General features: G+C 45.7%; 19 protein-coding genes. 13 read left to right on the plus strand and 6 right to left on the minus strand.

All coding sequences use genetic code 11. The annotated features are described in order from the left end of the window. Positions 1–91: 91 nt before the first annotated feature. From DTO96_RS06640 to dhbA, 7 genes are all read left to right on the plus strand, one after another. On the plus strand, positions 92–1,000 hold the full coding sequence (locus DTO96_RS06640; protein ID WP_114562778.1) for an isochorismatase family protein: 909 nt from the start codon (positions 92–94) through the stop codon (positions 998–1,000). Next, positions 1,000–5,208 (plus strand): non-ribosomal peptide synthetase, encoded by a 4,209-nt coding sequence (locus tag DTO96_RS06645; RefSeq protein WP_114562779.1) that lies wholly within the window; start codon positions 1,000–1,002, stop codon positions 5,206–5,208. The genes DTO96_RS06640 and DTO96_RS06645 overlap by 1 nt, the downstream gene beginning before the upstream one ends. A 348-nt stretch (positions 5,209–5,556) precedes the next feature. After that, on the plus strand, positions 5,557–6,378 hold the full coding sequence (locus DTO96_RS06650; RefSeq protein WP_114562780.1) for a siderophore-interacting protein: 822 nt from the start codon (positions 5,557–5,559) through the stop codon (positions 6,376–6,378). Between the two features lie 161 nt (positions 6,379–6,539). Next, positions 6,540–8,174 carry an iron chelate uptake ABC transporter family permease subunit gene (locus DTO96_RS06655; RefSeq protein WP_192878963.1) on the plus strand — a complete coding sequence of 545 codons (1,635 nt, stop codon included), beginning with the start codon at positions 6,540–6,542 and terminating at the stop codon, positions 8,172–8,174. After that, complete coding sequence (locus DTO96_RS06660; RefSeq protein WP_157964354.1) at positions 8,159–9,187, plus strand: FecCD family ABC transporter permease; 1,029 nt, start codon at positions 8,159–8,161, stop codon at positions 9,185–9,187. Before DTO96_RS06655 ends, DTO96_RS06660 begins: the two co-directional genes overlap by 16 nt. 7 nt (positions 9,188–9,194) lie before the next feature. After that, positions 9,195–9,980, plus strand: a complete 786-nt coding sequence (locus DTO96_RS06665) for an ABC transporter ATP-binding protein (protein ID WP_114562783.1) — start codon at positions 9,195–9,197, stop codon at positions 9,978–9,980. Between the two features lie 26 nt (positions 9,981–10,006). Further along, positions 10,007–10,759 carry a 2,3-dihydro-2,3-dihydroxybenzoate dehydrogenase gene (gene dhbA, locus DTO96_RS06670; protein WP_114562784.1) on the plus strand — a complete coding sequence of 251 codons (753 nt, stop codon included), beginning with the start codon at positions 10,007–10,009 and terminating at the stop codon, positions 10,757–10,759. Positions 10,760–10,763: 4 nt separating this feature from the next. Here dhbA and DTO96_RS06675 read toward each other — a convergent pair whose 3' ends face one another. Continuing rightward, positions 10,764–11,417, minus strand: a complete 654-nt coding sequence (locus tag DTO96_RS06675) for a 4'-phosphopantetheinyl transferase family protein (protein ID WP_114562785.1) — start codon at positions 11,415–11,417, stop codon at positions 10,764–10,766. A 171-nt stretch (positions 11,418–11,588) separates the two neighbouring features. After that, positions 11,589–12,149, minus strand: a complete 561-nt coding sequence (locus tag DTO96_RS06680) for a peptidylprolyl isomerase (RefSeq protein WP_114562786.1) — start codon at positions 12,147–12,149, stop codon at positions 11,589–11,591. 158 nt (positions 12,150–12,307) lie between these two features. On the opposite strand from DTO96_RS06680, the gene cysS reads away from it, so the two are divergent. Beyond that, complete coding sequence (cysS, locus tag DTO96_RS06685) at positions 12,308–13,735, plus strand: cysteine--tRNA ligase (RefSeq protein WP_192879039.1); 1,428 nt, start codon at positions 12,308–12,310, stop codon at positions 13,733–13,735. 65 nt (positions 13,736–13,800) lie between these two features. After that, entirely contained in the window at positions 13,801–14,790 is a 990-nt protein-coding gene (mgrA, locus tag DTO96_RS06690) for an L-glyceraldehyde 3-phosphate reductase (RefSeq protein WP_114562787.1), read from the plus strand. 104 nt (positions 14,791–14,894) lie between these two features. Here the strand turns inward: mgrA and DTO96_RS06695 are convergent, their stop codons facing one another. Both DTO96_RS06695 and DTO96_RS06700 read right to left on the minus strand, forming a co-directional pair. After that, positions 14,895–15,521 carry a tyrosine-protein phosphatase gene (locus tag DTO96_RS06695; protein WP_157964355.1) on the minus strand — a complete coding sequence of 209 codons (627 nt, stop codon included), beginning with the start codon at positions 15,519–15,521 and terminating at the stop codon, positions 14,895–14,897. Positions 15,522–15,730: 209 nt separating this feature from the next. Next, positions 15,731–17,098 carry an aminopeptidase P N-terminal domain-containing protein gene (locus DTO96_RS06700; RefSeq protein ID WP_114562789.1) on the minus strand — a complete coding sequence of 456 codons (1,368 nt, stop codon included), beginning with the start codon at positions 17,096–17,098 and terminating at the stop codon, positions 15,731–15,733. A gap of 236 nt (positions 17,099–17,334) precedes the next feature. On the opposite strand from DTO96_RS06700, the gene DTO96_RS06705 reads away from it, so the two are divergent. The 3 genes from DTO96_RS06705 to DTO96_RS12685 all read left to right on the plus strand — a co-directional run bounded on the left by DTO96_RS06705 (position 17,335) and on the right by DTO96_RS12685 (position 19,022). Then, entirely contained in the window at positions 17,335–17,604 is a 270-nt protein-coding gene (locus DTO96_RS06705) for a GNAT family N-acetyltransferase (RefSeq protein ID WP_157964356.1), read from the plus strand. A gap of 114 nt (positions 17,605–17,718) precedes the next feature. Continuing rightward, a complete protein-coding gene (locus DTO96_RS06710) occupies positions 17,719–18,171 on the plus strand; it encodes an AMIN-like domain-containing (lipo)protein (protein WP_114562791.1) in 453 nt (150 codons plus the stop codon). A 236-nt stretch (positions 18,172–18,407) separates the two neighbouring features. Then, positions 18,408–19,022 (plus strand): hypothetical protein, encoded by a 615-nt coding sequence (locus DTO96_RS12685; protein WP_225972446.1) that lies wholly within the window; start codon positions 18,408–18,410, stop codon positions 19,020–19,022. Here the strand turns inward: DTO96_RS12685 and DTO96_RS06715 are convergent. Next, complete coding sequence (locus tag DTO96_RS06715; RefSeq protein WP_114562792.1) at positions 18,946–20,058, minus strand: IS1595 family transposase; 1,113 nt, start codon at positions 20,056–20,058, stop codon at positions 18,946–18,948. The two genes, DTO96_RS12685 and DTO96_RS06715, sit on opposite strands and share 77 nt — an antisense overlap. A gap of 299 nt (positions 20,059–20,357) precedes the next feature. After that, on the minus strand, positions 20,358–20,624 hold the full coding sequence (locus tag DTO96_RS06720) for a hypothetical protein (RefSeq protein WP_114562793.1): 267 nt from the start codon (positions 20,622–20,624) through the stop codon (positions 20,358–20,360). Positions 20,625–20,722: 98 nt separating this feature from the next. Here DTO96_RS06720 and DTO96_RS06725 point away from each other — a divergent pair, with 98 nt between their 5' ends. After that, positions 20,723–21,850, plus strand: a complete 1,128-nt coding sequence (locus DTO96_RS06725) for a hypothetical protein (protein ID WP_114562794.1) — start codon at positions 20,723–20,725, stop codon at positions 21,848–21,850. The last annotated feature ends 8 nt before the right edge of the window (positions 21,851–21,858 follow it).

A 21,858-nucleotide genomic window follows, 5' to 3' on the forward strand; every position in this document is an offset into this window, starting at 1 on the left:
GTGATTAGCGTGGTGGTGAGAGGCTGTGTTTGTAAAATATTTTTCGGAGCCTGTGCGTTTTAATTGTTCCGTATTGTTTTAAAGGTAAGTGATGAGTATTCCAAGAATTTCCAGTTATCCAATGCCCAGTGCAAGTAATGTGCCACAGGCGAAACTGAATTGGCGTTGTGATGCCAAAAGGGCTGTGTTGTTGATTCATGACATGCAATCGTATTTTGTTAATTTTTTTGATGCGTCTAAATCACCGATTCCAGAATTGCTGAGCAATATTGCTCGCATTAAGTCGGTGTGCAAGGCTTTGGGTGTTCCAGTGGTTTACAGTGCTCAGCCCGCTCAGCAGTCTTTACTTGAGCGCGGTATTTTGCAGGAGTGGTGGGGTAATGGTGTGACTGCGTTTCCTGAACAGGTTGATATTGTCCCTGAGTTGAGTCCTTCTGAAGGCGATGTTGTGTTGACCAAATGGCGTTACAGTGCTTTTTCAAAATCAACATTGGCCTCTGATATGCAGGCGCAGCAGCGCGACCAATTGATTATTTGTGGCGTGTATGCGCACATTGGTTGCCAGACCACGGCGGTTGAAGCATTTATGAGGGACATGCAGGTGTTTTTTGTTGCAGATGGGGTGGCGGATTTTTCTTTTACTCAACATGAAGAGGCTTTGGCATACGTGTCGCGTTGTTGCGGCATTGTGCAAAGCACTGCTCAGCTGTTGAGTGTGCTACAGCCAGAAACTGAAACAGATGCTTTACCCCGTAATTTAGTTCAATTGACTGCGCAAGTTGCACGGTTGATTGAGATTCCTGTGGCGGATTTGGAGGCTGAGGATAACCTGATTTTCGCAGGTTTGGATTCGATTCGTTTAATGAGTTTGGTTGAGCGATGGAAACGGTCGGGTAGTCGATTGGATTTTGTTGATTTGGCGCAAAAAACGACGCTTAATGAGTGGTGGGCATTATTGCAAGGCCAGTCTGTGCAACAGTTTGAACGAAATGAAAATTGATGGACGATATTTTATTTCAATCGGTTGTCGAGCTGAAATCTGAATCCGATGGCGGTTTAAAGTTTCAGGAAAAGCAGCTTGAATCATCGCCATTGCCTCTCTCTCAAGCCCAGCTGGGTATTTGGGTTGGTCAACTTTTAGATTCTAAAAGCAACAGTTATTGGACCGCTCAGATGTTTGAGTTGACGGGTGAATGGAATGAGTCGCTGTTCCTTGAGTCGGTGAGGTGTGTGATTGCACAAACAGAGGCTTTACACATGCGCTTTACTTTGGATGCTTCTGGATTGCCGTGCCAGTTGCCGACGCGAGCGCATTTTGACGAGTGGGGTGAGCTGCGCATTGATGTGGTTGAGTGTGTGTCTCATGAGGGGCATGTTCAGCCTGAACAGGCTGCACGTCAATGGATGTTGGATGATCTGGCATCCTGCCCTGCTGATTTGTCTGGTGCCTTGTTTAGAACGGCCATTGTGACGTTAAGTCCAGAGCGACATCTGTGGTATTTATGTAGCCATCATATTGCTTTAGATGGCTATGCGTATGGCCTTTTGGCTCGTCAAGTGGCTCAACAGTATGCCCATCTGTTGAATATTTCACATCCTTTAAATGTCACGATGCCTTCTTTACGTGAGGTAATTGAAGAGGATTCCCGTTACGCTCAAAGTCGAGAGTTTGAGCGTGATCGCCAATTTTGGTTTTCTTATTTGTCCGACTTACATCAAGTGCCCGATGCGGGGGCTTTATGCGCTAAGCAAGCCGTTTCTTCTGCTTGTCACAGCGCTGTTCGGCAAATCAAGGCGCAAGATTGGTTTGCTTGGCAAGAGGCGGCGCAAAGCGAGGGTGTTGATTGGACGACTTGGCTTGCTGCGGTTTGGGGGGCTTTGCAGTTGCAGACGAGTGCTGTAAATCAGGTTCGGATTGGCTTTCCCGTGATGGGGCGCTTGGGTTCGGTGTCTTTGACTGTGCCGTGCATGCACATGAATATCGTGCCGATTGTTTTGAGGGCTCACTATTTAAAGTGCCCTCAGACGTGGTTGGTGCATGTTTCACAGCAATTGGGCTCAGTAAAGCGCCACCAGCGTTACCGTTATGAGAAGCTGAAAGAGGATTTAAATATCCAAGCCTCAAGCCGTTTGTTTTCATCGGTGCTGAATATCATGCCTTTTGATCGACCGAGTATGTGGGGGCATTTAACAGTTAAGACTCATACTTTAGCCGCAGGACCTGTGGAGGATTTGGCTTTTAATGTCATACCGAATGAACAGGGTTTAAGCATTGAGTTGCAAAGCAATCCCGCGGCATATTCGGTTCAGCAAACAGAGCAATTGATTGATGCTTGGATCCATGCGTTGCATGGCTTTTATAGGTTGCATCAAATGGGTTTTACCAATCATAAAGGGGGGGCATGTGAGCGCACCCAACAATTTTGTGAATGGCTGGATGGCTTGTCGCTCAATGGCTTTACAACTGCAATGCTTGAGCCGAGTCAAATCAAAAGTAAGCAAAAAGCAGTTGCTTTGTCCTACAGCTCATCCGATAAGTTGACTGTTCCGCATGCCGATGTCATGCAAAGTTTAATCGCTCAGGCTACCTTGCGACCACAGCACACTGCATTGATGGACATGTGTGGAAATGAATTGAGCTACAGCATTTTATTGCATCAAGTGCAACGCTTAGCGGTTTTGCTCAAGAAAAATGGTGTAATTCAAGGCAGTAAAGTGATGCTCATTGCGCCGCGTCAAACCAGTACCATTGTGGCGATCTATGCGTTGTTGTGGTTGGGGGCGTGTTATATCCCTTTGGATCCCACCACCCCGAAGTTGCGTTTTTTGCAAATTATAGAAGATGCCCAAGTGGATGTGATTCTGACCGATTCACAAGTTGCGTTAGATGTGCCGCATGATGTACCTGTTTTTTATTTGGACCTGTTGAGTGCTGAGTCGGCCAGTGTGGTTGATTGTGCTGAACAGTGTTTACCGATTATGTTGGAGTCAGAGACGTCGTTGGCTTACATGATTTACACCTCGGGTTCTACTGGTAAGCCAAATGGGGTGATGGTTGCACATTCCGCCTTGGCGTATTTTGTTCATGCGGCCAATCATTATTATCAAGTCACTCACCGTGACAGGGTTTTGCAATTTGCACCACTTCATTTTGACGCGAGCATTGAGGAAATTTTTATCAGTTTGTCTATGGGGGCGACTTTGGTGTTGCGCAATGAGCAGGTGGTTGGCTCGATGGATGGCTTGTTGAGTGCTTGTATAGACTATGAAATCAGTGTGTTGGATCTACCCACAGCATTTTGGCATGAATGGGTGTATGGTTTGAAGTCAATTGATTTAGAGGGCAGTCAATTGCGTTTGGTGATTTTGGGTGGTGAAGCGGTATTGGCTCAACACCTTAAGCGTTGGCATCATTGCACCCAAGGGAAAATCCAATTGTTCAATAGCTATGGACCGACAGAAACCACTGTGATTTGTACTTTGGCGGATTTAAGTATGCCGATTCACGGTGGCTTAAGTGAAAACGATGCACATGTCATACCGATAGGTAAGCCCTTGATGGGGTTGACCGCAGTTGTCGTGGATGAGCAATTGCGTGCAGTGGCTCATCATGAGGTTGGTGAGTTGTGTATCAGTGGGCCGACCGTGGCGATGGGGTATTGGCAGCGTGAGGAGGTTTCGGCTCGACGGTTTGTCGATTTAAACATTGAGATGCATCATCAGGGCAACATGCGTGCCTATCGTACAGGCGATCGTGTGCGCATGGATGACGATGGCGTTTTGTACTATATGGGGCGTCTAGACGATGAGTTTAAAATTAGTGGTTATCGCATTGATGTCAATGAAATCGAAAATGCGCTGTTAACCCATCCTAACGTCAAAGAGGCGGTGGTGTTGGGTTACACCTCTGCGGTGGGGATTAAGCAGTTGGTGGCTTTTTATGTGTTGAGTTCAGATGACGCGGTTGATGCGGGGCGCATGTCTGAGTGTCATCAAATATTCACCCAGCATCTGAGTTCGCTGCTGCCGAATTACGCCGTTCCGACGGTGTTTAACGGGTTGATGAATTTACCACGGAATGCGAATAACAAAGTGGATCGAAAAGAATTGCGTCAGCAGTTGGATGCCTATTTTTTAAACATGAAGCCGACTCAGGTTGCGCATTCACGGCTTGAATCCATTCAAAATACTGTGTTGCTGATTTGGCAAGAGGTATTGGGGCAGGTGATATCGGATCTTGATCAAAACTTTTTTTCGTTGGGTGGAAAGTCTTTACAGGCAATACAAGTCGCCAACCGCCTGCGCAGCGCACTCCAGCAAGACATTTCGATGGCGGTATTGTTTCGCTTGCCGACTGTTCGGCAATTGGCCTCAGCACTGGATGAAAGCTCTGGTCATCAGCCACCACAAGGGGAGGGGCGGTTGGATCCTTTTGCACCGTTGTTGGCCTTGCAACCTGAGGGGCGCAAACATTTATTTTGCATTCATCCGACCGAAGGGTTGTCGTGGTGCTATATGGGATTGAGCGCACATTTGAGCGATTGCGCACTTTATGGTTTGCAAAGTCCGTTTATGGATGTTTCGTCTTCACTCACACATATTGCATCGATTGTGGATTATTTGGACATCTATGCGGATGCCATTCGGCGAGTGCAACCCGCAGGGCCATACCATTTAATCGGCTGGTCATCGGGTGGTGGTTTGGCTCACGCCTTGGCTGTGAAACTCCAAAAGTCTGGTGATGAAGTTGCATTGCTGGCGATGATGGATGCTTATCCAAGTGATGTGTGGGAGGGTTTGCCCGAGCCCAGTCTAAGAGAAGCATGGGAGGCTTTATTGGATGTGACTGGGGATACGGCTTACAACCACGATGGTGATCGTTTATCTCTTGAGGAAGTCAAGCATCGTGTCCGTGACAGAAGCGGGCCGTTTGCTCAACTCAACGATGAACAAAGCGAGCATTTGGGTTATGTGGCGTGGCAGCACATGCTGGCTTATCGTCAATTGAAGCCCGAGCCTTATCTGGGGGATGTGTTGTATTTCAGGGCCACACAGGTTACGACTGCATATACACACTCATTTGAACGTTGGCAGCCTTATGTCATCGGGGAAATTCATTGTGTGAATGTTGATAGTACACACTCGGGCATGTGTCGGCCATTGCCTTTGGCTCATATTGGTCAAGTGCTGTCGCAGCATATGAAGTAAACATGAACGATAAAGGCTTATTTTTTTATTTAGATTGAAAAATAGTCAGGTCTTTTTTGATTAATGGAGGTCTATAAAAGTTGATTTTTGAATGGGTACTGCTAATTTAGCGGGCTGTTCCATCGTTCCCACATTTTTTAGCGGGAGTCGAGTCCAGCGCAAAGCGTTTTTACCCTTGTCAATCAGGGGGGAGCTGTACGTTGCGCCGCACAGAGTTTCAGCAACCCCATGCGGAAATGACTGAGCGGATTGTCTGAGTGAACGGGTGATGCTGAAATCAATTTTTAGTGGTCTTTTAGTTTTGAATCTATGTGATTGAAAAAATCAATGTTGGATTAAAGGGTATTTATGAGTAAGGTTAAAAAAACGCCACCTCGATTGCTTCGAGTGGTAAAAACACAAGATTTATCCCCTTATTTACGGCGTGTCGTATTAACGGGCGAGTCGTTGAGCAATTTTCCTGTGAGCAGTTTGGGGGCACATATCAAGCTGATGTTGCCGCAATCCCATCAGATTAGTCCAGTTTTACCTACCCTAGATGGCGGTAAAGTGGTTTGGCCTGAGCCGCACTTAAAGCCTATTTTAAGAACTTATACCGTTGCTGATTTTGATCCTGTGCTCAATTTGCTGTCTGTGGATTTTGTCATGCATGGCGATAATGGACCTGCTTCTAGGTGGGCTCATTCTGCTGTTGTGGGCAGCAGCATTGGGGTGGCTGGGCCAGGTGGACCCGATTTGTTTCAGGCTCAAGCCGATTGGTTTGTTTTGGCTGGGGATTTAAGTGCATTACCTGTCATTCGTGCTGTTTTATCTCAATTACCAAAAAATGCACGTGGTTATGCGTTTATAGAGGTAGCTGATTTATCTGCGCATCAGCCTTTACCACACCCAATGGGCATGCATATTTCGTGGCTTAACCGTAAAAGCCAACCAGCAGGTCAAAGTCAATTGTTATTGCAAGCGGTGAAAAACATGTCTTGGTTGGAGGGGGTTGCATCCGCCACCATTGCGGGAGAAAGCTCACAAGTGGTGTTGATTCGAGATTACCTGCGCATCGACAAACAGCTTTCGCGTGACATGATGTATGCGGTGCCTTATTGGAAAGATGAACAAACCGAAGAAGAGTATCACCAAGAGCGTCACCTCATTATGGATGGATTGGAAGCATGAGCGGCTTGAGGTGTGTTAAGTGGATTTTATGCATTTTCATTGTTTTCTTCTATTACTCAACGGTTTGGGCTCGAGTGATCGTTGATGTGTCGAATCAGAGTGTAAATGTTCCAGATCAACCTCAGCGCGTGATTGCATTATCCGAACTTGATTTGGATTCAATGATGGCACTCAACTACCCCGTTTTGGCAACGACTGCGGGGCGTGGACAAACCGCAATTCCAGCTTACTTAAATGCACAGGCGGCACATATTCCTTTGATTGGAGGCTTTGCATCGCCGATTTTGGATAAAGTGGTCGCTTATCAACCCGATTTAATTTTGGCGGGCGGTGTTCCAGATGCGAATTTATTGGCGCAATTGAAACAAATTGCACCCACAGTGGTGACTTTTCGACCTGGGGAACCTTGGGCGGATGCTTTTAAGCGTATTGCTCAAGTTTTAAACCGGGAAACCAATGCCGCAGCTTTTATGGAGCGATACACCGCTCAAGCCTTACAGATTAAAGCTCTTGTGGCGCAAGGCGACAGTCGTGTCAGCATTGTGCGCTGGAGTGCTCAAGGCCCTGCTTACATGTTGAATGATTCTTTTGCCAGCCTGGTGTTACGTGATGCAGGGTTGAGTCGGCCGCTGAGTCAGCAGGAGGCGGGTGCAGCGCATTCATTGCCAGTCAACATGGATGCGTTGACACAAATTGATGCGGATTGGTTATTTTTAGGTGCGCTTAATCCCAATGGGCAGGCGAGTGAGTTGATGCAGGCGAGCATGGCTCTCCCGCAATTTCGACAACTAAATGCTGTGCAAACCAATCATTTTGTGGTGGTTGATGGCGCATTGTGGACCGGTGTGGGTGGGCCAATGGCTGCCATGGCGGTTTTGGCTGATGTGCAAAAACACATGAATGCAGGGGATCGTCTATCGTCAATAAACTTAAAACCTATTGTGCAGACGGCACAAAACAGTATTTGGTTCAGGTTGTTGGCTGCAGTTGTGGTGGGTTGTGCATTGGCTGTTGCTGGTTCATTGATGCAAACCTTGACCCGTAATCCGTTGGCTGAACCAGGCTTGTTGGGTATACAAGCGGGTGCGGCCTTATTGGTGGTTTTGGCGATTGTTGTTTGGGGGGTGGATTCACGTTTGGGTTTTTCGCTGTTCGCTGGCTTAGGTTCTTTTTTGTCATGCCTATTGGTTTTGTTGGCAGCGAAAAGTACACGTCGAGCAGACAGTGCCTTGCGCCTGATTTTGGCGGGTGTGGCTTTGTCGGCGACATTTCATGGTTTAACCGCTGCTTTGTTGCTCAGTCAACCGTCAGGACTGGATCAGTTTAGATTTTGGCAATTGGGTTCTTTGGCTGCCTTGGATCGCACTGCGTTATTGATCAGCACACCGATATTACTGGCTGCTGTGTTGTTTGCTTTTATTTTGATTAAGCCCTTATCTGTTTTGATGTTGGGCGATGATGTGGCGCATTCTTTGGGACAAAGACCCGCATTGACCCGTTTTTTATTGGTTGCTGTGGTGTCGGTTTTAAGTGGTGGGGCGGTTGCTTTGACGGGGCCGATTGCTTTTTTGGGTGTATTGGCCCCCTTTATTGCACGTCACTTGATGCCCATGAGTTTATTCAAGCAGTTTGGATTGTCTGCATTGTTAGGGGCGGTGATTTTGCTGATATCCGATGCTTTGGCTCAAATTGTTTCTTACCCGTTTGAAACGCCAGTCAGTGTGGTTTTGGCCTTTTTGGGTGCACCTTTGATGATGGCTTTGGCTCGATGGGGGAACATATGGAAACAGTATTAAGTCGTCGAGTCGATTTAATCAATTTAAAAAGCTTTACAGCGGATGCTCGGGCTCGTTGGATGAGTCTGATTGTCGCTTTGCTATTGATCTTGAGTATTTTGCTGTCTTTGATGGTGGGGGCGGTGTCGATTTCTGGTTCTGAGTTGTGGTCTGTTTGGATGCATTCAGTCAATGATCCGCGTTTGGAACTTTTATACGATTTTCGATGGCCTCGGGTGCAGGCTGCCGTTTTTGCTGGATTGGCATTGGGTGTTGCTGGTTGTCTGATGCAAGCGGTATCGCGTAATAAATTGGCAACCCCTGACATGCTGGGGGTCAATGAAGGGGCTGCATTTGCAATATTGATAGGTTTTTTGGTCAGTGCTGTCAGTTTGTTGGCGGTCAGTTGGTGGATTGGTGTTTTAGGTTCAGCGTTGACCTTGGCTGTAATTTTGGTTGTTGCTAAAGGGGTTGGGTGGCATGGACAACGTTTTATTTTGGCGGGTTTGGGGCTTTCTGCTTTGCTGCGTGCAGCCATTGAGTTGATGCTCTCTCGACAAGAGCTCAGTCATGCCAGTGCTTTGTATTTGTGGAGTATGGGCTATTTGAGCAGTCGCTCTTATCAGTTGTCACCGTTGATTTGGGGATGTGCAGTTTTGTTGCCTTTGGCGCTGCTGAGTCAACGCGCTATTCAGCTTTTGCGACTGGATGTGCAGATTGCATCGACTTTGGGGCTCAATGTCCAACGCACTCAACTCTGGGGCTTGTGTTTGGCGATGTTGCTCAGTGGGCTGGCTGTGGGTGTGTGTGGTCCGATGGCTTTTGTTGCCTTGGCGGCACCCGTTATGGCTGGTTTTATGTGGGGGCATGGTCGAATCAGTGTTTTCGGCAGTGCCTTGCTCGGGGCGTGCGTGGTGTTATGGGCAGATACACTGGGGCGCTTGATCTTGCCGAACCAAGAGTTACCCGCAGGCGTGGTGTGCCATATTCTGGGTGGGGTGTTTGTGCTGTGGTTGTTGTGGCGTGATCGTTAGGAATGAAATGAGTGACTTACAAGTTAATAATATACATCTTCGTTATCAATCTAAAGCAGTGGTGCGGGGAGCCAGTTTGTCTCTGGCCTCAGGGCAAGTGGGTGTGATTGTCGGTGCCAATGGTTGTGGCAAATCAACATTGCTTAAAGCGATTGCAAAATTACATCCTTTGGATGAGGGACAAATTGTGTTGAATGGCCGAAATACTCGATTGATGAGCAATCAACAAATGGCACGCCAAGTGTCATTGTTGCCTCAATCGGCTAATGCACCTGAGGGCATGACTGTGGGCATGTTGGTTCGTTATGGCCGCTATCCTTATCAAGGTTTGTTCCGCTCTTGGTCGAAGACCGATGATTTGGCGGTGCGCTTAAGTATGGATAAATTGGGCGTGCTTGAGTTTGAAAACAGACGCTTGGACGAGCTGTCTGGTGGGCAGCGTCAACGCTGCTGGCTGGCCATGATTTTGGCACAAGACACACCGTTGGTGTTATTGGATGAACCCACCAGCATGCTGGATTTGGGGCATCAAATAGAGGTGTTGGAGCAAATTAAGGGGCTCGCTCAAATGGGCAAAAGTGTTTTGTTGGTGTTGCATGATTTGGCATTGGCTGTGCGTTATGCCGATCAAATCTTTGCTATGAATGAGGGGCAAATCATATGTTCTGGAACGGCGCAAGAGATTGTCACTGCAGAATTGATCAAAATGCTTTATGGCGTTGATGCTGATATTATGTATACGCCTGATCACATGCCTTTGGTTGTGCCGCAGCGTTTGGCATTGATTCAATAGATTTATTTAATTTTCAAAGGGTGTTCATGGACTTTTCAAATCAAATTGCTGTTGTTACGGGTGCGGCTCAAGGTATTGGTGCTGCCGTTGTTCAACGGTTATTGAACGATGGTGCGCAAGTGGTCTTGCTCGATAAAACAATCAATCCAGAAGACTATGTAAATGTACCTCAAACTCATGTTTTCAAAGTGGATGTCACCAATAGGATGCAGGTGCAGGAGGTGATTGATGCTATCGAAAAAGAGATAGGCGAGGTTACGATGTTGGTCAATGTGGCTGGGGTTCTGTCACTTAATCGTATATTAGATGCAACCGAGGAGGAGTGGGAATGTGCCTTTTCGGTCAACGTCAAAGGGGTTTTTAATGTCTGTCAAGCAATTGCACAATACATGTCCACTCGACGCAAGGGCAGTATTGTCACCGTTGCATCCAATGCCTCCGACACTCCCCGTATCGGCATGGGGGTCTATGCCGCCTCGAAAGCTGCGTCGACACATTTGACTCATTGCCTGGGATTGGAGTTGGCGGCACTTGGCATTCGTTGCAACGTGGTGTCTCCAGGTTCAACCGATACACCCATGCAACATCAATTGTGGTTGACCCCAGAGCATAAAAATGCTGTTTTACAAGGCTCGTTGAAGCAACATCGATTGGGCATCCCATTGGGGCGTATTGCTGATGCGGATGATGTGGCAAATGCGGTGTGTTTTTTATTGTCTGATCAAGCCCGTCACATCACGATGCATGATTTGCGGGTTGATGGTGGTGCCACTGTGTGATTGTTTAAGTCAATATGCAATAAGTGATGTGAACTCCATCCTCGGTCAAATAGTGCTTAAATGTGGTTTGGATTGATTCAAGGGCTGCGGTATGTGGAATGAAGTGATACGACTGATCATTGGGTAAAGGTAACACTGAGAAATCGGACAGCGGTGTGCTTAGCCCACAACCAATGGCTTTCAAAAAGGCTTCTTTTGCTGTCCAAATACTGAAAAATGCCCGTCTTTTGTTGGGTTGCGTCAAACAAAAGGATTGCTCATTTCTCGATAATGCCGTAAATGGTAAATCTTGATCCTTTAAAGAGCTTTCTTCATTCTCAATATCAACACCTATTTCGCCCATGCTGCTAATCGCAATACAGCTGAAGTTTCGTGTGTGCGACACACTAAAATGAATTTTTGGATGGCTTACTAAAAATGGTTTCCCCAACACAGTTCTTTTAATTTTAATTTTTTCAATGCTTTGCCCTATATACTTTGCAAGCAATAATTTTAAGGTCATGTCGTCGCGCATGGCTTTATTTGACTCATTTAAAAGGCTTTGAATTAAGACTTTTACATCTTGATTAAAATCAGATGTTGAAGTGGTTGAAACCACAGCTGAGTTGATGTCATTGGCGATTAACCAAATCTGTATGTGATTTTTGATGTTAGTCAATGCGTGTATACGTAAAAGGTTGAGTGGGTTGCATGCTTATAAAGGGCAAGCCCCATTTTAATAGAATTTCAATTCTGGTAATGTCGCCGCATGACGATTTTAATCAAAATTTTTTTAGCAATCCCATTTTTAAAACAGTACTGCTTTCTAAAATGGCTGTAATTTAATGATTTATTGGCTGATACTGACGTTCTGAATCACGATCGGCTTGATGGGTACATCGTCGAAATACCCCACTGTTTTGGTGTAGACTTTGCCGATTTTATCGACCACATCAAAGCCAGCGGTGACTTGACCGAACACAGCATAACCCCAGCCTTGATCTGTTTTCGCGGTGTGATTGAGGAAGTCGTTGTTTTTGGTGTTGATGAAAAATTGTGCAGAGGCAGAATGGGGCTCTGGCAGGCGTGCCATGGCGATGGTGTATTTGTCATTTTTCAGGCCATTATCCGCCTCATTAACGATGGTGGGTCGATCGGCTTTTTCTTGCATATTGGCTTCAAAACCACCCCCTTGAATCATGAAATTACGAATCACACGGTGAAAAATTGTGCCGTTGTAATAACCTTCTTGTGCGCGTGCGATGAAATTTTTGACTGTCACGGGGGCGGCTTTGGCATTCAATTCGAGGGTGATATTGCCCTCGCTGGTTTGAATGAGGGCGGTTTGTGCTTGTGCGCTTAAAGCGGTCATACTGAAGACGAGGGCTGAGATGAAGTGCTTGATTTGCATGGTTGTTTTTCTCGTGATGGAGTGAAGTGGCGAGACGGCGGGTCGGGGCGGTGTTATACTTTCACCTTGACCGTGCCACCTGTAAGCCAAGTGTGGTGCTATTTTACCCATCTTTGCCGATGTTGCTGGCGTGTGATGGATTTTTTTGTTATTTTTTGGTGCCTATGTTACGCGTTTACAATACCCTGACCCGCTTGAAGCAAGTGTTTAAGCCGATGAATCCCAACCAAGTGCGCATGTATGTGTGTGGCATGACGGTGTATGACTATTGTCATTTGGGGCATGCGCGCGTGATGGTGGCGTTTGACATGGTTCAACGTTGGTTGCGCACATCAGGCTATGAGGTGACTTATGTGCGCAACATCACAGACATCGATGACAAAATCATTAAACGTGCTTTGGAAAACGGTGAGTCCATTCGCGCACTGACCGATCGTTTCATCGCAGCCATGCATGAGGATGCGGATGCGTTGGGCATCGAACGTCCAACCCACGAGCCGCGTGCGACCGAATATGTGCCGCAGATGTTGGAGATCATTGATCAATTGGAAGCCAATGGCTTGGCGTATCAGGCCGCCGATGGCGATGTGAATTATTCCGTGAGGAAGTTTGCGGGTTATGGCAAGTTATCGGGCAAAAGTTTAGATGAGTTGCAGGCCGGTGAGCGCGTGGCTGTCACTTTGGATAAACATGATCCGCTGGATTTTGTGCTGTGGAAGGGCGCAAAAGAAAATGAGCCTGCGGACACCAAGTGGGATTCCAAATGGGGCGTCGGTCGTCCTGGTTGGCACATTGAGTGTTCTGCGATGAGCCGTGCGTTGCTGGGCGAAAGCTTTGACATTCACGGTGGCGGTGCCGATTTACAATTCCCTCATCATGAGAATGAAATTGCCCAATCCGAAGGGGCGATGAATGGTGCCGCCAGTTGTGAGGCAGATTGCGGCCACGACCATTCAATGCAGAAACAATTCGTCAACTATTGGATGCACAATGGTTTTGTCCGCGTGGATAACGAAAAAATGAGTAAATCGTTGGGGAATTTTTTCACCATTCGCGATGTCTTGAAAGAGTACGATGCCGAAGTGGTGCGGTTTTTTATTCTGCGCGCCCATTACCGCAGCGCGTTGAATTACTCAAATGAGCATTTAGATGATGCGCGTGCCGCTCTGACCCGTTTATACACGGCCTTAAAGGATTTTGAGTTGGGTGAGGTTGAGGTGGATTGGAGTGAAGCTCACGCCATTGCTTTTAAAGCGGCGATGGACGATGATTTCAATACGGCATTGGCAGTGGCGGAGTTGTTTGACTTGGTGACTTTGGTTAATATTCACAAAGACCCCGTTTTAGCGACTCAGCTTAAAGCTTTGGCGGGTGTCTTGGGCTTCTTACAGCGCGCACCGAATGCATTTTTGCAAGCAGGTTCTGACGATGATGTGGTGCACATTGAACAGTTGATTGAGCAGCGCAAAGTCGCTAAAGCGAGTAAAGATTTCGCTTCGGCGGATGCAATTCGCGCACAGTTGACGGCGTTGGGCATTGTGATTGAAGACAAAGCAGGTGGTGTGGTGGAATGGCGTCGCGGTTGATCTTGTAAAAAGAGAAAAATCGGCTCCCCCATTTTCTTGCATTACCATAACAAAAAGGATGACAAATGACTTACTTGGCCAGCCCCAACCGCTACGACACCATGCAGTATCGTCGTTGCGGCAACAGTGGTTTGAAATTGCCCGCCATTTCGCTGGGTTTATGGCATAACTTTGGTGGGGTGGACACGTTCGAGCATTATCGAGACACCCTGCGCACGGCTTTTGACCATGGTGTGACGCATTTTGATTTGGCGAACAATTACGGCCCGCCACCGGGTTCAGCTGAGGAGAATTTCGGCGCATTGATGAAGCGTGACTTTAAACCTTACCGTGACGAACTGATTGTGTCCAGTAAAGCAGGCTATACCATGTGGGATGGCCCTTACGGTGATTTTGGTTCAAAAAAATATTTGGTGTCCAGTTTGGATCAAAGCTTGAAGCGCATGGGCTTGGATTATGTGGATATTTTTTACCATCACCGCCCAGATCCAGAAACGCCGTTGTACGAAACCATGTCAACTTTGGATTTGATGGTGCGCCAAGGCAAGGCGCTGTATGTTGGATTGTCGAACTACCCTGCTGAATTGGCGGCTCAGGCGATTGACATGCTGCGTGATTTGGGGACGCCATGCTTGATTCATCAGCCCCGTTATTCGATGTTCGACCGTTGGGTGGAAGGCGGTTTATTGGATGTGTTGGGTGAAAAAGGCGTGGGTTGTATTCCATATTCGCCTTTGGCACAAGGTTTGTTGACCAATCAGTACTTGAATGGCGTGCCTGACGGATCTCGTGCTTCGAAAGCCCATGGCTTCCTCAAAACGTCGCACATCACGGAAACCGTGCTGATCAAAATTAAGGCTTTGAATGAGATTGCACAGCAACGTCAGCAAAGTTTGGCGCAAATGGCTTTGGCATGGTTGCTCAAAGACCCACGGGTGACGTCGGTCTTGATTGGTGCGAGCAGTGCCAAGCAATTGAGTGATTCATTGGCTTGTTTAAACCGTTTGACGTTTAGCGCTGAAGAGCTGAATGCCATTGAAGTCATTTTGGCCTGATGCTGATTAAGGCTTTATCTAAAGTTCAATAAAAAATCCCGTCATCATGAGTGACGGGATTTTTTATTAAACAAGGATCTCCTTAAGCAGGCATGCCCTTTAATTTAGTAAGGGAAAGGGGGTTCTGGGTAAGGGCCTTCGGCCTCCACTTTCTTACGTAAATCCGCCACATCCAGTTGGTTGATGTATTCGATCAAATTTTTCCACATGGGGTGATAACCAAAATTGCCCAAAGTCATTTCACGGATGGCTTCGTCTTTGCTCCAGCCTTGGTACATGATGCGATAAATGGCGGAAATCAGTCCTGTTCGGTCGGCACCATGTTGGCAATGCAGCAGCACAGGTTGCATGGCTGGGGTATTGATGATGCGCAATGCTTTGATGACGTCAGCGTCTTTGATGTCCCATGTGTTCATTTCGATGCGTTCGTAATGGACGTTGCGTGATGGGTAGATTTTTTCATCTGAGCGATCAGGGCGCAAAGAGAGCACTGTCCTCAATGGGGCGTCTTGTTGTGCACTGAAACGTTGCATGTTGTTGACAATGACCAAACCTTCAAAATCGGGTTGTGCTGAGCGAAATAAGGTGGGTGAGACTTGATGTAAATTGGGTAGCCCTGGAATTGAAACAGGTTGTGCCCACGTGTTTGGGCGCTGGTCAGGTGGCAAGCCTGTTTGTGCGCATGCAAAAAGAGTCAGTGTGATGCAAAGGGCGGTCAGTTTTTTTAACATGGGGATTGTAGGTTTGTTAAAGGGTATACGAAAGAAGCATGAGTGCAATAAGTGCATCACCTCGGCTTGAGTGCCGTGGTGATGTTTGAACCAATGGTTCAGATTTTACGGCATACCATATTTTTGTCAATATGCTTGTACTATAGATCAAAAAACAGTGTTTTTTTAGGACATCCACTGGATGGCATAAGGAATGCCCATGATGCATGTCAGTGTTTCATAAGGTGTTCAATATCGTTTATGGCGACAGGTACATCGCGTGTGGTCAGCTCACAACCACTGGCGGTGACGATGGCGTCGTCTTCAATGCGAATACCGATGTTCCAAAATTGTTCAGGCACATCGGCTGATGGTCGAATGTATAAACCAGGCTCAATGGTCAGCACCATGCCTTCTTGTAACGTGCGCCAAATGGGTTGCTGTGCATTGTCTTGACCACTGCTGTATGCGCCGCAATCGTGCACATCCAAACCGATCCAATGGCTGGTGCGGTGCATGTAGAACTGGCGATGCGCACCTGAATGAATGGCATCATCAACGGAGCCAACTCGATTGGCATCAAGCAAGCCCAAGTTCAACATGCCTTCAGTTAAAACACGGGTGGCCGCTTCATGAGGTGCATTGAAACTTGCACCCACATGCGTTGTTGCAATGGCTGCCTCTTGCGCCGCCAACACAATCTCATACACTGCACGCTGTGCAGGCGAGAATCGACCATTGATAGGGAAAGTGCGGGTGATGTCACCTGCATACAGGCCGTATTCCGCACCCGCGTCAATCAAGCACAAATCGCCGTCGTTGAGCAAAGACGAGCCTGCGCGGTAATGCAGCACGCAGGCATTTGCGCCTGCTGCAACAATTGAACTGTATGCGACATGCTGAGCACCATCTTTGGCGAAACTGTATAGGATTTCTGCTTCTAAGTCGGTCTCACGTTGACCCACACGGCATGTTTGCATCGCCTGCACATGCCCTTTGGCGGAAATACGGCCAGCCGCACGCATCCATTCCAGTTCTTGCCCATCTTTAACCAGACGCTGTTCGTCTAATAAGGCGTACACATCGTGCACAACACGTGGTGCACTCACCCCACTGCGTGTGGCCGATCGTGCGCTGTTGAGGGCTTCACGTAAAGTCGCATCCCATGTGGCATTGTCCAATAAGGGAGAAAAAATTTGGGTTTGATTGGCAAGTAAAGTGGGTAAATGCTGTTTGAGCGCATCAAAAGGCAAGGCTTCATCCAATGCAAAAGTTTTTTGTGCGGCTTCTGGTCCGTAACGATGGCCATCCCAAATTTCACGTTCCATGTTTTTTTCACGGCAAAATAAAATTGACCGTTGCATGTGCTCAGTAGAAACCAGCACCAACACCGCTTCAGGCTCACAAAAGCCTGTTAAGTAATAAAAATAACTGTCAGGTCGAAAATCGTACTGTGCATCACGGTTGCGCACCACTTCAGGGGCTGTGGGGATGATGGCAACACCACCACCCAATGCCAGCATGCGGTTCATTAAGTGTGTGCGGCGAGCGACGAATGCCGATGGGGCAAAAGGAGCCAAATGTAAAGGGGTGCTCATGGGCATTTACCTAAAAGAATGTTGAAAATCAAGCGGGGTCATGGGGGCAGGTGTCATTCTATCGCATAAGTGAGGCGCTATAAAGCAAAGCCCTTTTGAGCGTTTTCGGCTTTTCGTGGATTGCTTGTTTAGTGATCGATGTTCAACTTGAAAAAACAAATGGACAGGGTTTGATTCCTGCTATACTCGATTCAATCCAAAACCGTGTCAAAAACCGTGTCAAAAGGTGCTCAGTCATGAATCATCACACAACCATCGATCGTTCTCCCAACCGTTTTGCTTTGGAGGATGAACAGGGTCAAGAAATGGGTTATTTGGATTATCACGTAGACGATGTGCACTATTTTTTGGATTATGTTTATGTCGATCCAATATTTCGAGGTCAAAGCGTGGGTCAGCACATCGTACGGGCTGCCCTTGATTTTGCACAAAGCCAGCATTTGAAAGCCGTTCCGATTTGCGGTTATGCACGGACAGTCATGCAACGCATGGCAAGCAGAACCTAGTATTGTGTTCGCTCACACATCAATCGCACTGTCGTGAGTGATTGCAAGATTACAATAAAAAAATAGCAGCAAGCCCCCGTTTGATCTTCCTTAAACTGTTTTTGGAGGTGCATCATGAAAGCAATGGCTTTAATTGCAGCAGGTGTGTTATGGTCGGTTTCAACCACGGCATCGGCTTATTGTCACACGAACAATTCAATTCGCAGTGCAAAAAATACCCACATTGGGATGTATGAATACGTTGTGTTCACAATCAAAGGGAATTTGCTGGGCAGTTATGCGGTCTCTACGGTCACTGGTCCCTCTTTTGAAGAGGATCCATCGGGCAATATGATCACAGTGACAGGACCTGCATACACCAAAATCCAATTCACAGGTGTAAAATGGATGTGCACCATACAACAACAGTATGTCGTGCCGAAGTCAACTGTTAAGCAGGTGGCCAAAGTGGGTCAGTTTGAAGGTGTGGTGGGGTTTGTCGTTGGGCACACCGCCGCCACTTATTTGGGGCAGTACACCTACAGTATTCCGGGTTATCAAAAAGTAGTTCTGAAATTTCAGCACTGATTAAAAAGTCGAAATGCTGTTGTCAATGCGAATGTCGATTGTCCTTTGGGTTTCAGTTGAAGAGACAGGCGGTTTTCATGTTAATGGATGGCATATGAGTGCTCATGAAATCTTTTGATGGGGGGGGAGTGATGAGGTTTGATGTTTAATTGTCATTGAATTTATGGGTCAACAGGCACGCTATAAGGTGGTTTAATCCCCTACCATAACTCATGCTGATAGCTTATTCTATCAGCATGAGTACATATAGAATACCTCCCTCTTTAAGCTGGCTGATTCGTAATAGACGTGTCATTACAGGCCGCATAAAACTTGCCGCCGATGAAAAGTCAAAGCTAGAAATACATCTTCAAAAAGCAAATTTATTCATTCATCAGCATGAACTGATATCTCAGCAAATTGAAGTGTTAAAAAAAGACTTAGCTGCAATTGATCGCTCAATAAGTTTGCACGAAATTCCGATTGATTTAACACAGTTAGGTGACTTACGACCCCATAAAAATCCATATCTTTTCAAAAGAGGTGTTCTAACACAAAGTATTTTCTCAGCTTTTTCGTTTCGCTCAAAAGTATGGCTATCAACAACAGAGGTTGCTGTGTATGTAAAATCCATAACACGCATCAACATTAACGATGAAAATTTTATCAATCTCAGAGATGTCGTCCGCAATCGGCTAATTGGTTTAGCATATCAAGGCAAAATCGATCGCATCAACTCTGGTAAGCTTCATAAAGAAGGCTTTTGGCGCCAGAAGCCTTCTTTTCGGGTTGGAATCACTTATTCAGCAATTCCTCTGGAAGACGATTACCTTGCCAGTAACCCCGAAAAAACTCTGACAAGCCCGAAATAGCTAATAGTTTAAATATTTGTGTGAAGCGTTCACGGAGTGTTTTACGGCGATTATCTTCTTGCCAGGCAGTCTCACACGCGTAAATCATAAGGTACGTAGGTCGAAACCCGTGATAAATTCCATACTCCGCCCGACGCATGCGTGAATTAAATGATTCAGCTTGGTTATTATTGGTTCCGTCATCGGCTTGATATTCAATTGCATGCTGCACCGTTTTATGAGTATAAAGTGTTGAAAGCTGATTATAAGCAGCATTTTCATCTGACATAATCGTTGCACCTGTTTGCACATGCGCCCTTAAGAAGGGTATGACATCACTTTCGTGCTCTCTGTGCGCAATTGTCACCCGAGTTCGGCTTGCCCCTTTGCCAACGTCACTTGATAGCTCACGAACAACCAATACAACTCGACGCTTTAGTTTTCGTTTTGCATTAGCCTTTCCACCAGGCAGTAAGTGCTTAGCTCTACGTTGCCGACCTGATGGTGCTGCACCATACGTAGAATAGACGGCACTTTGTACACCTTCGATCTTATCTTTAAATTTTACCCCACGTTTATTTGCGTCACGCCGCTTCCCCCCAAAATAAGCACCATCAACATGTGCAACGCCATTGAATAAAGAATTATCTCGATTTTTATAAAACAGTTCTCTTATTTTTGATAGTAAAAGCCAAGCGGTACGGTAGCTCACATCAATAAATCGAAGCATGTCATGAGCAGAACAACCTTTCCAATTGGTAATGTAAAGGAAAATTGCTTGCAAAATGACTTTCAAGGGTAATTTGTGGTTTTGAAATGCCGTTCCTAGCGTTGCAGAAAACTCACGCTCACAGCCTTTTGCACGACAACGCCAGTGTCGGCGATGCCGACGCCAATAATGATTTGTTACCAATCCGCATTCAGGACAAATCTGATGGCCAGGTATTCCCCAACGCAGATCTGCAAAATATTGATGTGCTTCAGTTTCTGTTAAGTTCGTGATTTCTTCAAATGGTAAATCACGTAATTTTGATGAATTTAAAAAATGTTGTGCCATGATGGCTCTCCTTGGTCATTTGGTTTATTACCAGCAAAAATACTGGTTCCAATCTGGATCAATCCAGTGACCGAGAGACAACACTCTCCCATAGTCTATTAAAAAATAGGCTTGACAAAAAAGTCGAAATGGGAGAATATAAGTGCATCTGCTGCCGTTTCAAAGCATTGATACACTCTTTTAAAAGTCCAGAATTCGCGTCAACGAATCTGGACTTTTGTGTTTTGTCTCGGTTGTTTAATATTTAACATCTCTCAGTTACTCCTCATAAAACTCCTTGTAATTAAATAAAAATAAATTTACTCATTTGAGTTGCGAGTCAACTCATATTGCTGCGCAAGCCAAATGGCGACATCCTTACTAAAAGCAAAGTAACCTTTTCTATTTGGCAACTTAAAAACAGGAACTGGCACCGTTGCGCGAGTTATTGATTGTCGCAATGCATCAACGCTCGAGTAACCCAAAGCTTTCGATAAAGCACTTGAACCTAAAAGTGTTCCAAAGCGCTCAACTAAATCGTCCTCTAGCTGGTTTGTCAGTAGAGCAATTTTGTCATTTTTGTCCATTGTTACGCTCAGTTATATTGATGAACAATGTTAAACTTACTAACATTGAATGGCAATGAGTAATAAATACTCAAATCATTACTCGTTTTCTTAAAAAAATGAAACACTATCCTATTGTTAATTATAGCTTTTCTCTTGATGAATTCTGTTTTCACGCCAAAGCGCGAAATTACGATCCATTACAAAAAGGTAAGTATAGGGATGTAGTTGATGCCTTTAGAATAGTTTATTGGTTTCACGAACTTAAAATCCGTAATAAGACACGAAGCTTATATGAGTTAGAAAAACTTCTTGAACCAGATGCCTTCAAAGTCGATAAATACGGTGAAAAGTATCGGCATAATAAATGGAGAGGTTATGCCATTGGTAAACACACACCAAATCAAAGTTTGGTTTTAAAAATTGACAAAACTAATCAAGGTACAGAGGCTATTTTTAATCATGTGCTATGGGATGTTTTACGCCTAGAACTCGGAGCTTCATTGAATGCAACCAGTTGGTTAATGCGAATAGAACCAGATGTTCAGGTTCTATTATTTAGTCGATCTAGCCCATACAAAGAACACCGCAAACTTAAAACACAAGCGTTTGAGGCAATTGAAAGACGAGCAGGACTTAGTGCGCTCGCATGTCTCACAATAATTGCAAGAAAGGCTTCTGAAGAGGGGGATTCGGAATATGCTTTTGAAGTTGGATATTGGATTTGTAGAATGCTTTTGCTTTGTGGGGAAGAGTTGATGCGTCACGGTATTGCAAACCCAATTTATCAATTCTATGAAATTTTCATTTTGCCATTAACTACCTTTAGCTATTTACATCATACCTATAGAGGCCTGAGTTATTTGTCACTTATTGGTCGCGTTTCTGATCGGCTGTGGCATCTTGAGGGTGTTAGCCCACATAGACTCTCTAAATCAGAAAAATTGCAATATGAACAAAAAATATTGGGTTGGGATTATGGTTTAGATAATTTAAATTTGTTTCTCCCAGCCAAAATAGCAGTGGATCAAGTATTAATAGAAAGTGATGCGTTCTTGAAATATTGGGAGGCGCAATTAAATGTTAGAAAATGGGCTGACTCTGGAAAATGGTACGAAAATATTAAAACATTCAATGAACACAAAAGAACCGACGACTTATGCAAACAATTACGGATTGCTGAAAATGCATTCAATAAATATTTACAAAACAATTTTTTGAATAATATATCAAATGATGTAAAATAAAAGAATGG

It is taken from the genome of Ephemeroptericola cinctiostellae, from assembly GCF_003339525.1.
In the GTDB taxonomy this organism is placed as follows: Bacteria; Pseudomonadota; Gammaproteobacteria; order Burkholderiales; family Burkholderiaceae; genus Hydromonas; species Hydromonas cinctiostellae.

Bases quoted from the DNA above. Each gene is read 5' to 3' on its own strand.
- DTO96_RS06665 (WP_114562783.1), top strand. From the start codon at position 9,195: ATGAGTGACTTACAAGTTAATAATATACATCTTCGTTATCAATCTAAA.
- DTO96_RS06710 (WP_114562791.1), top strand. From the start codon at position 17,719: ATGAAAGCAATGGCTTTAATTGCAGCAGGTGTGTTATGGTCGGTTTCA.
- DTO96_RS06715 (WP_114562792.1), bottom strand. From the start codon at position 20,058: ATGGCACAACATTTTTTAAATTCATCAAAATTACGTGATTTACCATTT.
- DTO96_RS06695 (WP_157964355.1), bottom strand. From the start codon at position 15,521: ATGTTAAAAAAACTGACCGCCCTTTGCATCACACTGACTCTTTTTGCA.
- DTO96_RS06705 (WP_157964356.1), top strand. From the start codon at position 17,335: ATGAATCATCACACAACCATCGATCGTTCTCCCAACCGTTTTGCTTTG.
- DTO96_RS06660 (WP_157964354.1), top strand. From the start codon at position 8,159: ATGGAAACAGTATTAAGTCGTCGAGTCGATTTAATCAATTTAAAAAGC.
- DTO96_RS06700 (WP_114562789.1), bottom strand. From the start codon at position 17,098: ATGAGCACCCCTTTACATTTGGCTCCTTTTGCCCCATCGGCATTCGTC.
- DTO96_RS06640 (WP_114562778.1), top strand. From the start codon at position 92: ATGAGTATTCCAAGAATTTCCAGTTATCCAATGCCCAGTGCAAGTAAT.
- DTO96_RS06645 (WP_114562779.1), top strand. From the start codon at position 1,000: ATGGACGATATTTTATTTCAATCGGTTGTCGAGCTGAAATCTGAATCC.
- mgrA (WP_114562787.1), top strand. From the start codon at position 13,801: ATGACTTACTTGGCCAGCCCCAACCGCTACGACACCATGCAGTATCGT.
- DTO96_RS06650 (WP_114562780.1), top strand. From the start codon at position 5,557: ATGAGTAAGGTTAAAAAAACGCCACCTCGATTGCTTCGAGTGGTAAAA.
- DTO96_RS06725 (WP_114562794.1), top strand. From the start codon at position 20,723: ATGAAACACTATCCTATTGTTAATTATAGCTTTTCTCTTGATGAATTC.
- DTO96_RS12685 (WP_225972446.1), top strand. From the start codon at position 18,408: ATGAGTACATATAGAATACCTCCCTCTTTAAGCTGGCTGATTCGTAAT.
- DTO96_RS06720 (WP_114562793.1), bottom strand. From the start codon at position 20,624: ATGGACAAAAATGACAAAATTGCTCTACTGACAAACCAGCTAGAGGAC.
- DTO96_RS06680 (WP_114562786.1), bottom strand. From the start codon at position 12,149: ATGCAAATCAAGCACTTCATCTCAGCCCTCGTCTTCAGTATGACCGCT.
- DTO96_RS06655 (WP_192878963.1), top strand. From the start codon at position 6,540: ATGATGGCACTCAACTACCCCGTTTTGGCAACGACTGCGGGGCGTGGA.
- dhbA (WP_114562784.1), top strand. From the start codon at position 10,007: ATGGACTTTTCAAATCAAATTGCTGTTGTTACGGGTGCGGCTCAAGGT.